Below are 13542 nucleotides of genomic sequence, written 5' to 3' on the forward strand. Positions count from 1 at the left end.
ACTGTTTTATAGGGCTGCAAACGACCTTACCAGACAGCTATACTTCCGTCTGTTCTCGGCTCAGTTCCCCCTACATACACACCATTTTCGCGCTTCACTATTACCTGTCCTCTTCCAAACTGGCCTTTATCCAGTTCGACACTGACTTCATGTCCACGTCTTCTCAATTCTTCTATAATAGACACCGGCATGGAGGGTTCGACCAGCACTTTACGGCCACTTACCCACTGCCACCTTGGTGCATCCAGTGCATCTTGAGGATTTTGCTGATAATCGATCATCCCCTGTATCACTTGCAGGTGACCCTGAGGCTGCATATGCCCGCCCATCACTCCAAATGGCCCAACCGGCTGGTCATTTTGGGTCAGAAAACCTGGAATGATTGTATTGAACGGGCGCTTGCCAGGTGCCAGAACATTCGCATGTCCCTCCTCTAAAGAAAAACCCACAGCTCTGTTATTCAAGCTGACACCGTACTCTGGAATAACTATCCCAGATCCAAAGCCCATGTAATTGCTTTGGATATAGGAGATCATATTCCCATCTGAATCTGCTGCTGCCAGGTAGACTGTTCCTGAAGCATCCCTGATTCCTGGTTCAGCCAAGGCAGCTTCTTGGCCCATCTCGTCAGCCCTTGCTTTCGCATATTCTTCTGAAAGAAGGTCTTTTTTAGACACACGCATATCTCGGGAATCAGCAATCACCAGGTTCCCGTCTGCAAAGGCCTGTTTGATTGCCTCAATTTGCTTATGAACCGTTTCCGGCATCCCTCTGGGAGTATTGGGCAGCTGTTTAAGTGTATTTAAAGCCATAAGTGCGACAATCCCCTGACCGTTAGGCGGCATTTCCCATACCTTAAAGCCTTTATAGTCTATAGAAATTGGCTCTACCCATTCAGGCTTGTACTGCTTTAAGTCCTTTAATCTTAGTGTGCCTCCGTAGGTCCGTGAAAAGGCATCGATTGCCTCGCCAATCGGTCCGTTATAGAAGGCTTGTCCAGCCGTCCTTCCGATGGCTCTCAAGCCCTTAGCATGTCCTGGCAGTTTGATGATATCCAGCGCCTTGGGCAGCTGTTCGCCTGGAGAAAACACGTCAAACCAGGTCGCTAGTTCTGGATACTTTTCTTTTTCCTTACCAAGCCGGTCGTAGGTCCGTTTAAAAGAACGAGCCACCGTAGCGGTTAGCGCAAAACCCTCCTCGGCCAGTCGGGCGGCAGGTTCCAGCACCTCGTTCAATGGAAGTTTTCCATGTTTTTTACTCAGTTCTACCCAGCCTGCAGGCACCCCCGGAACTGTAACAGCATTAATGCCAAACTGCGGGAACATAGTCTCATCTTTTACATATTTCTCGGCATCCAGTGCAGCAGGTGAAGGGCCACTGGCATTAAGCCCATGTAATTGTTTGTCTTTCCACAACAAACTAAAACTATCTCCCCCAATTCCATTTGATCCTGGCTCAACAACGGTCAAGGCAGCCGCTGTACCGATAGCTGCATCCACTACATTCCCCCCTTGTTTCAGCAAGTCCAGTCCGACTTGAGCTGCTAGTGGATGAGAGGTTGCGACCATCCCCTTTTTGCCTACGACCACCTCTCTTCTGGACGCATAGTGAAATGCATCTGCCTGGTAAGTCAATTTCCCCATAATCATTCCCCCCTGCCTATGTAATGCCGCTCACAAAGATCGGCATCTGTTCTCTAATAACCTTACAATTGGATGATTTCGATTTTGTATCCGTCCGGATCCTTGATGAAAAAATACGACGCTGCTCCGTCAGACAGGCCTTTCAGTTCCGTGACATCTTGACCGGACTGGCTAAATTCTTCGTGTGTATCTTCAAGATTGTCAACACCGATTGCAATATGTCCATAGCCATTACCCAGTTCGTAGGGTTCTGACTGATCATAGTTGTAAGTGAGCTCCAGCTCTACCTCGTCGCCGGGCAATGCCAGGTAGACCAGTGTAAATTTGAAATCAGGATAGTCCAGCCTTCTAACTTCTTTCATCCCCAATACATCCGAGTAGAATTCAAGTGACTGATCCAGATCTTTTACACGTACACATGTGTGCAGCATTCGTTTGCTCATCATTCATTCCTCCTTAAAGTATGTTTTTATTTTGCCTTACTTTACAAGTCAGGTCAAGCAAACCTGTCTTGAGCAAATATTTACATAGAGGGATTGTAAGCGTTAAAATATTTTTAACTCATTTTAAAAAAGATGTTGACTAATCAAGATGTATGCGTTATCATTCAATTAGAAACATGTTAGTCGCAGTACTAATAGTTTTCTTTTTCATAAATCATCTCCTTTCTATGCGAAAGACCCCCTGCGGAAACAGGGGGTCTTTTTTATCGTTTATACTTAGCGGTTGCAGGAGAACTGCAGCACACGCTCAATCATTTGGCATAAATTTCCAGCGGTAGGCCGTCCGGATCCTTAAAAAAAGTAAAACGCTTTTCAGTGTATGGGTCGACACGCACCTCTTCAACTTCGATTCCTCTGCTTTTCAGGTACTTGACTACTCCCTCTACACTATCGACCGCAAAGCAGAGATGCCTCAAACCAGTTGCTTCCGGCCCACTGGGTCTATCTGGAGGACTAGGAAAAGAAAACAGTTCAATGCCGACCTGACCGCTTCTTAGATCCAACTTGAAAGATTGACGCTCTTCTCTGTAAACTTCTCTGATTATTTCCATCCCGAGTATTTCACTGTAGAAGTGCCTGGACTTTTCATAGTTGCTGGCGATAATAGCTACGTGGTGAATATCAGTAAATAGCATGTTCTCAAATCCTTTTTCGCTTGTTAATTTCAGGTTATACATTCGACTTTGCTTTTGTACTCCATTGAGCGTATAGTATTAGGATAAGAAAAGCAATATTCTTCCAACAATACAATAGAATGAAGGCGACTCAATGGACATATCACTCGTTATTTTCGAACAGCTTCTTCAAATGTTTCTCATCATGATGTTCGGCTTTGCACTTGTAAAAATTAAATTTCTCAACATGGACGGCAGCCAGCAACTGGCTAATATCGTGACCAAAATACTGATTCCTATCGTTTTGGTGCTGTCCTTCCAGCAGGATTTCGAGGCTGATCATCTTCAGCTTCTATTCACTGCTCTGATTGGTTCATTGGCCATCACTTTGTCCCGAATTCTGATTGCTCATACACTTTTAAAAAACCGATCCAAAATCGATCGCTACGCCATCGTATTCTCCAATACGGCTTTTATGGGTATCCCGATTGTTCTACCTATACTCGGTTATGAAGGGATTTTCTTTCTGTCCATGTACATTGTGACCTCAGCTGTTTTTCAGTTCACCTATGGCATCTGGATTCTGTCTGAAGGACGACAGCCGATTACACTCAAGTCGATTTTCACCAATCCGGCAAGTATCGGTGCTTTTATTGGATTTGGCCTTTACCTGACTCGCCTTCCGCTTCCGCCGGTTCTTTATGACAGCCTGGATTCCATAGGTGGTCTTAGCTCTCCACTCGGCATGATTCTGCTAGGTGGATATTTGGCCCGGACACAGCTGAAAGAAATTTTTCTGGTGCGCTCCAACTACTGGACAGTCGCTGTTCGCCTGATTATTGCACCGGCCGTCGCTTTGCTCCTAATCTGGCTGCTGCCTATCAGTCACCCCTCCGTTCTACTCGTGCTGGCCATTGCCAACTGCACACCGACAGCCGTCAACACCGCCCTGTTTTCCCAAATTTATGGCGGGGATTATGAGTACGGAGCGCGCATTATTATTCTTGCCAGTTTCTTTTCAATCGTCACTATGCCTTTGATGATCAGCTTTGCCACACTTTTTTTATTTTGAACCTTACCCTTGTTTTCTAAGCAGAAAGCCGCCGGGATCCTTTGCACATCTGTGTACGGATCCCCGGCGGCTTTTATTGTCTGCTCACTGGATACGAAATTTTGTGCTGACACATAAGCCACTTCGCTCAACCAGATCCAAGCCCCCCATTCAGTCAGGCATAGTTTTCAAACTGTGCGTAATAAAGGTCAGCGTACATACCTTTTTCAAGAATCAGCTCGTCATGACTCCCTTGCTCGACAATCTGCCCGTCATTTACGACCAGGATAGAGTCAGCATTTCGGATGGTGGACAGCCGGTGAGCAATGACAAAAGCGGTCTTGTCTGCCATCAGTTTTTTCATGGCCTGCTGAGTCTTCATTTCGGTCTGCGTATCCACATTGGACGTTGCCTCATCCAGAATCAGTAAATTGGCATCTAAAATCATAGCTCGGGCAATTGTCAGCAGCTGCTTCTGCCCCTGAGAAATATTTAGCCCTTCCTCGTCAATAAACGTATCATAGCCCTCCGGTAAAGTCATGATGAAGCGGTGAACCTGAGCAGCCCGGGCAGCTGCTTCCACTTCCTTTTGAGTGACGCCTGCTTTTCCATAAGCCAGATTTTCAAAGACCGTCCCTGAAAACAGCCAGGCATCTTGCAGGACCATGGCGTAGGAAGAGCGCAAGCTGGCACGCGTAGCTTCAGCAGTATTCAGTCCATCCAGTTCTATTTCTCCTTCGTTTGGATCATAAAAACGCATTAAGAGATTCACCAGAGTCGTTTTCCCGGCACCTGTTGGACCAACGATAGCAATCACGTTCCCTTCAGGCGCTTCAAAATCCAGATCTCGGATTGTCATTTTATCCGGACTGTAGCCGAATGACACATTAGTCATCGACACCTCTCCTCTAACGTCAGCGTAGACATGGGCACTGGACACGTCCGCTGCTTCTTTGGGCTCGTCCATCAGTAGGAAAACCCGTTCAGCTGCCGCAAAAGCAGACTGCAGCTCACTGATAATATTAGCCAGCTCATTGATCGGACCAGAAAATCGTCTGGAATACAGGACGAATGAAGAGATAGCCCCCAGAGTCAGCATATTCGTTAAAAAGAGAAGCGCTCCAACTACACTCACAAGTGACAGAGAGAGATTATTGATAAAGTTAATTGACGGCCCCACCATACTTCCGTAGTAGTCTGCATTGTAGTAAGCAGAGACTGCTTCACTGTTCTTCTTGTCAAAGCGATTGATCATATTTACTTCCTGATTGTACGCTTTAATGGTCTGCTGACCTGAAATCATCTCTTCGACAAAGCCGTTCATTTCACCTAGCTTCTCAGAACGCAGGCTGAACAGCGGACGGAAGCGTGACACCATGTACTTGGTTAGCATGATTGATGCCGGAATAGTAATACAGAATACCAGTGTCAAAAGAGGTGAAATCAGCAGCATCATTGTCAAAGATACACTAATCGTAATAGCGCTCGTCAGCACCTGGATGAAATCATTGGAAAGTGACTGATTGATTGTGTCGATATCATAGGTGACCCGACTAATGATGTCTCCTATCTGATGCTGATCAAAATAGCCAACCGGCAATTCTGACATACGGTTAAACACATCCTTGCGCATGCGGTGAACCGTCTTTTGCGTAAGCCGGGTCATCAGCGACTGCATAGTGTATTCAAGTAAGGCAGAGAGAATAAAAAAAACAATCATCAGACTCACATAAAAGGTCACTTGCTCAAATACCACGCTGCCGGCTCCCGGCTGGATGGCATCGATGGCCAGACCAGACAGTAAAGGCCCGACTAGAGAAAAAAGATTGCTTGCAACCATCAATATAGTAGCCAGAAGTAGGGGCCACTTATACCGATACAAATAAATAACCCCATAGTCTTTTCAGAACCTGCCAGCAACTTGTCTTCAGTTTTTTTGACTGTGATGACCTAGGTTGACTTGCAGGACTTCTATGCAATTTGATCTCCTCCTGACTGATTCTTATACATATCATGATACTTTGGACAACTCTTCATCAGCTCCTCATGTGTACCATAGCCGATGATTTTACCTTCTTCCAGCATCATAATGGCATCTGCATGCTGAATCGAACTGACCCGCTGAGCAATCATGACAGTAGTTGTTTCTGCATAGGATTCAAACAGGGCCTTCCTCAACTCCGCATCCGTTTTGTAATCCAGAGCACTAGAGGAATCGTCTAAAATAAGAATTTCAGGCTTCCCTGCCAGAGCCCTGGAGAGCAGGACCCTCTGCTTCTGTCCGCCACTCAGATTGGTTCCTTTAGGAGTCAGACGATGATTCATCCCGTCCGTCAGTGAAGCAATGAAGGACTCAGCCTGAGCATGTTCGCTAGCTTCGTAAACGGATGCCCGGCTGAGCTTCCGGCCAAAAGCAATATTTTCCTCCAGTGTGTCTGCGTATAGAAAATCTTTTTGGAAGACGACACCGAAGCGTCTATGTAGATCTTCCATCGCCATGCTATCGACATTCACACCGTCAAGACGGACACTTCCCCGGTCAGTATCGTAAAGTCTGAGGAGCAGTCTAATCAAAGTGGTCTTACCGGCACCCGTGGCACCAATAATACCTAGTGTCTCCCCTTTTTTCAGACTGAAGTCAATATTTTCCACAACAGGCTTGTCTGGTAGGTAGCCAAAAGAAACCTGTTCAAAAGAAATGTGAGCTTCAGTATCCGTCTAATCCAAAGCTTTCACTGCCAGTTCCGGTTCAGTAGCCAGAATATCATGTATTCGGTCAGCTGAGGCGATTCCTCTGGAAAACATTACAAATATGCGTGTGATGGAAAGCATAGAATTCAGGATGATTGTAAAGTAAGTCATGAAAGCAATCACCACACCGGGCTGAGTTAAGCCGGCGTTGACCCGGTAGGCACTCGCCAAGATAACCAGGGCCAGGCCGCTGTTTAGAAAAAGATTCATTAAAGGTGTTGTTGCCGCTATCGTCTTATTGGCTTTGGTTTCTGCCTGGACGACACGCCGGTTGACGCCATCAAACCGCTCTTTTTCATATGCTGTCTTGGACAGCGCTTTGATGACCCGTGCACCACTGATATTTTCTCTAACCGTCCTTACCAGCCGGTCGACCTCCTGCTGCAAGCTATCAAACAGTGGAATTCCTTTTTTGGAAATAAAGTAAACTGTAGCAGTCGCAAATGGTAAAACCCCTAACATCACTAGGGTCAGTACCGGATCCAGTGTCAAAGTCATCAAAATTCCACCTAGAAGCAAGATGGGTGCCCGTACCCCGATTCGTTGCATCAGGCCGATTGTTCGATGAATATTATAAGTATCCGACGTCAGGCGCGAAATTAGAGACGGCGCTGTAAAGCGGTCGGCCTGACTCGCTGAAAGATAAGTCGTTTTTTCATACACATCGTGCCTGATGGCTTTGACTGCATCCCTAGCTACACTAGATGCCATACGGTTAGCCTTAATACTGGCTAGAACAGCAATTACTGAACAAACGACCATAGCTCCGCCCCAAAGCAGAATCCCATTGATACTTCCAGTTGGAACAACGACATCAATCATATAAGCCAGTATCCAAGGCAAGAACAAGTCCATAACCGTCCCTGTAAATTTTATCGAGAAGCCCGCGAGCATACGATATTTTAAAGGTGTTAAGTAGGTAAGCAGTAAGTTCATAATTGAACGCCTTTCTTTTAAATTGTAAGGTATCTATCTGGTCTCTTTAGCTCCCCAGCGCTGCTTTTCGCGCCTTTTCCATAGCATGTCTCAGCATCCTACCCATTTCCTTCTGTTCAGCTTCAGACAGTCCGTCCAGTATAATACTGTTCCAGTCCTTGAGAATATCAACAATTGCAGGATAAACACTTTTCGCTTTTTCAGTAGGATAAACAAGCAGCTTTCTCGCATCTCCTTGACACTGCCTGCGGTCAACATAACCTTTTTTCTCAAGAACGGCCAGCTGACGGGCTACCGTACTTTTGTTAACAAAAATCAGCCGGGCCAGATTCTCCTGCGAGATTCCCGGATTGCTGCAAATGTTGATAATATAAGTATGGTGGATCCCACTCAAATCAAAAGCCTGCATCCGCTCTCCACGGTACAGCTCCGACAATCGCGATGTGCGGTTGATATAACGCATTAAATATTCCATCAAATCTCCTCCCAGTTTAATTCGTTGCGTTCGCAACGATATGGGCTAATATAGCAGTAATAGCTGGGTCTGTCCAGTTTATAGTCTTGCTATCCCTCAAGTATGGTGTTACCCCGGCTCTAATGGTCTTATGTAAAAAACCCGCCAGATCAATTGGACCCGGCAGGTATACATGCGTATGATTTGTTCATTTTCCATCTTTCAGTTAAGCCACGATCAGATTGTACCAGATTTGAACAGAAGTCCCTAAAATCAGTAGAGCCAAAACCCACTGTAGCACTTTCGTATTGGTTTTCTGCCCGACTTTTGCTCCTATGGGTGAAGCAATTAGGCTCGCAATGATCATCACAGCAGCTGGAGCATAAAGAACCTGATCTGTAGCCACCTTGCCTACTGTTGAGCCGATGGATGACAGAAAAGTTACCGCCAAAGATGTTGCGATAGTCACTCGGGTAGGGAGCTTCAGCACTGTCAGCATGATCGGAATCAGCAGAAAGGATCCCGCTGCTCCAACAATTCCAGAAGCAACGCCTACGGCAAAGGACAAACCGGACGCCAAGGGCTTTTTAAACTCAATCAAGTGAGCTGGCCTGTCCGGAGTCTCTTTCCTGGGCATGAGAATCATTACAACCGCAATGGTTGCCAAAATAGCATACACCAGGTTAATGGATTCTTCCGGGAAAAATCCTGATGCAAAGGCTCCGATAAAACTCCCCAATAGAATGCTTCCACCCATATACAAAATCAGCTTTCGGTGCAGATAACCTGTTCCTTTGTATGCCCAGACTCCGGCAATCGTTGCGAAAAATACTTGTACAGCACTAATACCTGAGACCTCATGGGGAGTCAAAGCTGTAAATCCCAATACCGGTGGAATAAATAACAACATGGGATACTTGATGATGGAACCGCCCACGCCCACTAGTCCTGAAACAAAAGAACCGACAAAGCCAATCATGAAAATTGTAAAAATATAAGCAATATCCATAAAATCCTCCTAAAATTAACTAAGGAAAAGAGGAGCCTGTTTCGCTCCCCTTTACCCAGTCTTATTCGCCTTTTTTGATGAAAAATGTCAGGACATCGTCCGTTTCATCTGTTTGAAGCAGTTCGTGACCGGTAGAATTCGCCCAGGCTTTAAAATCATTGAGTGCACCCTTGTCAGTTGCCTGCACTTTTAAAATTTCACCAGCATTCATAGTCTTCATTTCTTTTCTTGTCTTGACAATCGGCATAGGACATGCCAGGCCTTTAGCGTCCAGTACTTTGTCTGCATTCATATTTTTTTCTCCTCTAATTTATATTTTTAGTGTTCTTGCTGACCCTTTTATCTGACTGCACAGCGGTTCGGTCCGATTTCCATTTCACGCTGCTCTTCTTCATTTGGCTTGCTTTTTCCCATATTAGTCTGACGGATTTCCTGATAGGCATTGGGCTGCGGCGGCAAGTTATCAGTCACGGTAGAACGAAATTCTTTTTCGTCTTCAATATTCAGTCCGTGATTTTTGTCAAATAGCACACCAAGCTTTTCTGCCACACTTCCGTCTGTGTTCAACTCATCTATAATCATGAAGTGTGCCGGTAGAACAATCAGGTCTTCAGCTAAATTTTTGTAAGTGTTATACAGCGAGTGTCTTAAGTCACTGACCCAGTCATCAGCCTTACCTGCCAGATCGGGCCGTCCAATCGAATCGATAAACAGGATATCTCCTGACAGCAAGTAAGCATCGTCGATGACAAAAGAAGTTGACCCAATCGTGTGCCCAGGTGTGTACAATGCTGCGACATCAATCTCGCTTTCACCGACTGCAATTCGGACGCCTTCTTCTAGCGGCTGAAAGTCAAAAGTGGCCTCTTCAGCATCTTTAGGTGGCAGCCAGTAGCTTGCCCCTGTCTTCTCGGCGATTGTCCGTCCACCTGAGATATGATCAGCATGCAGATGTGTATCCAAAACATGTGTAATAGAGACCTTTTTATCTTCCGCAAGTGTCAGATATGGTTCAACGGTACGAGCTGAATCAATGATAACCGCTTCTTTACCAGAAATAGCCATGTAAGACAGGCAGCCCTTGCCTAAACGGACAAACTGGTACAGCTCTCCTCCATCTTTTAGATCCGCTACTTTCACTGGCTCAAGGTATTCACTCCAGGCTTTCATTCCCCCTTCGAGATAAGAAGCGCTCACCCCTTCCTCAACCAGCATTTCCCCGACCATGACGGATGATCCTTCCTTAGCACAGACGACCAGTAATGGTTTATCCGAAGGAATTTGAGGCAGGATATCTTCCAGTCCATCCAGAAGATCGAAGTAAGGAACGTTCAGGTAATCAAGCCCTTTTCCTTCTACTTTCCAATCCTCAAAAGCTGACTCATTACGAACATCCAGAATAAACAGTTCTTCCTGTCGAATCACTTTTTCTGCGAGTTCAGCAGGAGTCATCGCTGATAGATTCACTTCCTTATCCTCTTCTTTCCATTCGCTCATCCCCGGCTTGACATTAACAACATCTGAGAAGCCTTTTTCGACCAGCATATGTGCAGCCATATCGCTGCGGTTGCCTGTTCGGCACACAACGTAGACCGGTTTATCTGTGCTGATTTCTCCAGTCCTCTTTTCCAGTTCACCTAGTGGAATGGATACTGCTCCATCAATGTGAAAAGCATCATACTCTTCTGGTTCACGTACATCCAGCACCGTCAGCTCTTGCTTATCCTTCAGCAGTTTCTGAAGCTCCCCGTTCTGAACGATGGTCTCATAGGGTGCCGTTTCCTGGTCTTTTCCTGCTGCCCTAAGATAATGCTTCAATATACCTTCAGCTTCAACCGTTCCCAGATAATCGTGCCCTGATTTAGAGGCCCACGCTTTTAAATCCACTGTAGATCCCTTGTCTGTAGCCTGTACCTCAACAATTGCCCCCGGCTGAACATCTTTCATTGCCTTTTTTGTTCGAACAATCGGCATCGGACAAGCCAGTCCTTTTGCATCAACTAAAATATCATGTGTCATTTCCTGCATCATTACAGCTCCTTTATAGTCCTGATCAGATTATTTGTTCTTTATCCTTAAATAAACAGATTAACTCCGCCATCTTCCGCATCCGCCAGATAAGCGGCTACCCCGGCGTATTGGCTGCTGTCTCTTAGCTCAGTTTTATTTAGACCTAGAAGATCCATGGTCATCGTACAGGCTACCAGGTTGATATCCTGCTCTTCGGCCATATCGATTAGATCGCCTAAAGGCATGGCATTGTGCTTTTTCATGACTTTCTTGATGAGCTTGGGTCCAATGCCCGCAAAGTTCATGTTCGACAGACCCATTTTTTCCGGTCCGCGTGGCATCATTTTTCCAAACATCTTTTCTAGCCAGTTTTTCTTGACATGGATAGGCTCATCTTTTCGCAAGGCATTTAGCCCCCAGAAAGTATGAAAAATCGTTACTTTATGGTCATATGCAGCTGCCCCGTTGGCTATGATATAGGCTGCCATCGCTTTGTCGTAGTCTCCACTGAATAAAATGATATTAGTCTTTTTCTGTTCGCTCATATACAATCCCTTTCCTATTTATACTATTACCCGTATGGGTATTATGCTTTTTAAATTTTTTTGTCATATGGGATTTCTCCCTCATGACGTATGCTTATCAGCAACTTGATTACATCATATACCCCGTTAGGTATATTTGTCAAGGAGTTATTTTTATTTTTTCCAGCAACAATCATTTTTTTCAGAATAAAGCTTGCTATTAAAGCATTATTTCAAAGTTAATCAAGAAAACCGTCTGTATATTTGTGAAAACAAAAAGGATGATTAGTTACTGGTAAAAATAATTTTGTCTTATTTGCTATAAATCACCCTTATAATACGCATATATTGCCTTATATGATCTAACTTTCTTTCCCTATACCCCTACACCCATATCAAAATTAAGTTATAGACTGCGTGTTGTCTGTAACACAGAAGAAAGATTTCTGATATACTATAAAATAAATGACTGATCGACAGTAGGAGGGCTCAAGGTGCACCCTTTTGAAGAATGGCTGAACACAGTTGAGGACTTGAATCACCGACAAAAGATACAGGAAATTTTAACGTGGATCGAAACCGAGTTCCCCATACTCGAAAAGAAAATTGCCTGGAAACAACCGATGTTTACTGCTCATGGAACCTTTATCATCGCTTTCAGTGTCTCTAAAAAACATATTGCTGGAGCACCGGAACATGCAGCCATCGACTATTTTCAGGAATCCTTCAAGCAGGCCGGCTATGAAACGACCAAGGAACTGTTCCGGATAAAGTGGGCGCAGCCGGTCGACTACGATCTGCTGAAAAAAATTATTCAGTTCAATATTGAGGATAAAGCTGAGATCACAACATTCTGGAGACCTCAATCATAGAGCGGAGCATCTTCAAAGAAACTGATGAGTACCACAGCGCCTTTCAATAATTATTTGTTTTAAACGCAAAAAAAAAACTGTCCCTTAAACTGGACAGTCTTTTTTATATTCATTATAGTGCGCACGAGAAGACTCGAACTTCCACGGGGCTAAGCCCCACCAGCCCCTCAAGCTGGCGCGTCTACCATTCCGCCACGTGCGCATGACACTCACAAAAGCTATCATATCAGTCTTTACTTTAAATGTCAATATGGAGCAGCTATTACATTAAATTACTCTGCAACTTCCCCGTACTGCGATATGGCTAGGATAACACCTAGGGTCTGTCTAAAAGGAGACTAGTGAACTGATCCGTACTATTGTATTGGACACGGGCAATGTACTGATTCCTTATGTACTCTCCCAATTTATTCAAACCTTGACTCCTGATCCGCACCAACAGCCACTACTCTTAAAGATTATTTTTCAAGCTGACGAATGGCTGGTCAATGACCATGGGACATTCACCAGAGAGGAACTGTCCCCTCATGCCTACCTCAAACTGCCCAAAAAAAAGGCACCCCCTCAGTCCACGATATCTTAAGCAGCTAGCACAAGAAAATGACGCCTATTCAGGAAATGTCTCCGCTTCTTGCTGCACTCAAAGCCTGCCGCTAAAGCCTGCAACAAAAGAACGGCCGGATTTTTATCCGACCGCTCTTTTAGTTCATCTCGTTTCTTTCCCCACCAGTTGCAATTGTCCTCTGCACCGGGCACAGACATACTTGTCAGTATTGAAGCGTCTTTTCCGCTTTAATACTGACTGGCAGTCTGAACAGTGGTAAACCCAGTGGGAGTTGGGTTGGTTACTTCCCATGGTAGGCACAAAGCGCAATCCACCGACTTCCCGCAACAGGCTTTTGAATTCTGGATCTTTATGCCTATAGCCTCTTCCTTCCAGATGAAGATGGTAATGACAGAGTTCGTGGCGAATGACTGCTTTAAGTGTGTTTAGTCCTAATTCATCAAGGACTTTCGGATTAAAATCCAGATCATGGCTATTCAGATGATAGCGGCCTCCGGTCGTTTTTAGGCGGCTGTTAAATACTGCCTGGTGGCGAAAAGGACGCTTGAAGTCTGTCAGCGATATGCCTTCGACCAGTTCTTGTAATGCTTCCTGATCCATCCCCGACTCC

At 45.2% G+C, this 13542-nt stretch carries 13 protein-coding genes, 1 tRNA gene and 1 pseudogene; 2 read left to right on the forward strand and 13 right to left on the reverse strand.

The window, feature by feature from the left end; all coding sequences use genetic code 11:
* Window positions 1-26 precede the first annotated feature (26 nt).
* From ADIAL_RS04715 to gloA2, 3 genes are all read right to left on the reverse strand, one after another.
* Window positions 27-1643, reverse strand: a complete 1617-nt coding sequence (locus ADIAL_RS04715; RefSeq protein WP_051503725.1) for a gamma-glutamyltransferase family protein — start codon at window positions 1641-1643, stop codon at window positions 27-29.
* A gap of 62 nt (window positions 1644-1705) precedes the next feature.
* A complete protein-coding gene (gene gloA, locus ADIAL_RS04720; RefSeq protein WP_034300724.1) occupies window positions 1706-2086 on the reverse strand; it encodes a lactoylglutathione lyase in 381 nt (126 codons plus the stop codon).
* Window positions 2087-2397: 311 nt separating this feature from the next.
* Window positions 2398-2781, reverse strand: a complete 384-nt coding sequence (gene gloA2 / locus ADIAL_RS04725) for an SMU1112c/YaeR family gloxylase I-like metalloprotein (protein WP_034300726.1) — start codon at window positions 2779-2781, stop codon at window positions 2398-2400.
* A 133-nt stretch (window positions 2782-2914) separates the two neighbouring features.
* Here gloA2 and ADIAL_RS04730 point away from each other — a divergent pair, with 133 nt between their 5' ends.
* Window positions 2915-3832, forward strand: coding sequence for an AEC family transporter (locus tag ADIAL_RS04730; protein ID WP_034300729.1), 918 nt, complete (start codon window positions 2915-2917; stop codon window positions 3830-3832).
* Between the two features lie 154 nt (window positions 3833-3986).
* Here ADIAL_RS04730 and ADIAL_RS04735 read toward each other — a convergent pair.
* From ADIAL_RS04735 to ADIAL_RS04765, 8 genes and pseudogenes are all read right to left on the reverse strand, one after another.
* Window positions 3987-5826, reverse strand: a pseudogene (locus ADIAL_RS04735) (ABC transporter ATP-binding protein).
* Window positions 5783-6463: an ATP-binding cassette domain-containing protein gene (locus ADIAL_RS11530; RefSeq protein ID WP_231492091.1), complete on the reverse strand. Its 681-nt coding sequence runs from the start codon at window positions 6461-6463 to the stop codon at window positions 5783-5785. Before ADIAL_RS11530 ends, ADIAL_RS04735 begins: the two are co-directional and overlap by 44 nt.
* A gap of 66 nt (window positions 6464-6529) precedes the next feature.
* On the reverse strand, window positions 6530-7498 hold the full coding sequence (locus ADIAL_RS11535) for an ABC transporter permease (protein WP_231492092.1): 969 nt from the start codon (window positions 7496-7498) through the stop codon (window positions 6530-6532).
* A 46-nt stretch (window positions 7499-7544) separates the two neighbouring features.
* Complete coding sequence (locus tag ADIAL_RS04745; RefSeq protein ID WP_034300730.1) at window positions 7545-7973, reverse strand: MarR family winged helix-turn-helix transcriptional regulator; 429 nt, start codon at window positions 7971-7973, stop codon at window positions 7545-7547.
* A gap of 205 nt (window positions 7974-8178) precedes the next feature.
* Window positions 8179-8961 (reverse strand): sulfite exporter TauE/SafE family protein, encoded by a 783-nt coding sequence (locus tag ADIAL_RS04750; protein ID WP_034300732.1) that lies wholly within the window; start codon window positions 8959-8961, stop codon window positions 8179-8181.
* A 61-nt stretch (window positions 8962-9022) separates the two neighbouring features.
* Complete coding sequence (locus tag ADIAL_RS04755) at window positions 9023-9253, reverse strand: sulfurtransferase TusA family protein (protein WP_034300734.1); 231 nt, start codon at window positions 9251-9253, stop codon at window positions 9023-9025.
* Between the two features lie 47 nt (window positions 9254-9300).
* Entirely contained in the window at window positions 9301-10989 is a 1689-nt protein-coding gene (locus ADIAL_RS04760) for a rhodanese-like domain-containing protein (RefSeq protein ID WP_197017766.1), read from the reverse strand.
* A 47-nt stretch (window positions 10990-11036) separates the two neighbouring features.
* Entirely contained in the window at window positions 11037-11516 is a 480-nt protein-coding gene (locus ADIAL_RS04765; RefSeq protein WP_034300738.1) for a DsrE/DsrF/DrsH-like family protein, read from the reverse strand.
* 473 nt (window positions 11517-11989) lie between these two features.
* On the opposite strand from ADIAL_RS04765, the gene ADIAL_RS04770 reads away from it, so the two are divergent.
* Window positions 11990-12367: an iron chaperone gene (locus tag ADIAL_RS04770; protein ID WP_034300740.1), complete on the forward strand. Its 378-nt coding sequence runs from the start codon at window positions 11990-11992 to the stop codon at window positions 12365-12367.
* A 118-nt stretch (window positions 12368-12485) separates the two neighbouring features.
* Here ADIAL_RS04770 and ADIAL_RS04775 read toward each other — a convergent pair.
* Window positions 12486-12569: transfer RNA gene (locus ADIAL_RS04775), tRNA-Leu, on the reverse strand.
* A 504-nt stretch (window positions 12570-13073) separates the two neighbouring features.
* Entirely contained in the window at window positions 13074-13532 is a 459-nt protein-coding gene (locus tag ADIAL_RS04785; protein WP_034300747.1) for a SprT family protein, read from the reverse strand.
* Window positions 13533-13542: the final 10 nt, after the last annotated feature.

The organism is Alkalibacterium sp. AK22 (assembly GCF_000585255.1).
Taxonomy (GTDB): Bacteria; Bacillota; Bacilli; order Lactobacillales; family Carnobacteriaceae_A; genus Alkalibacterium.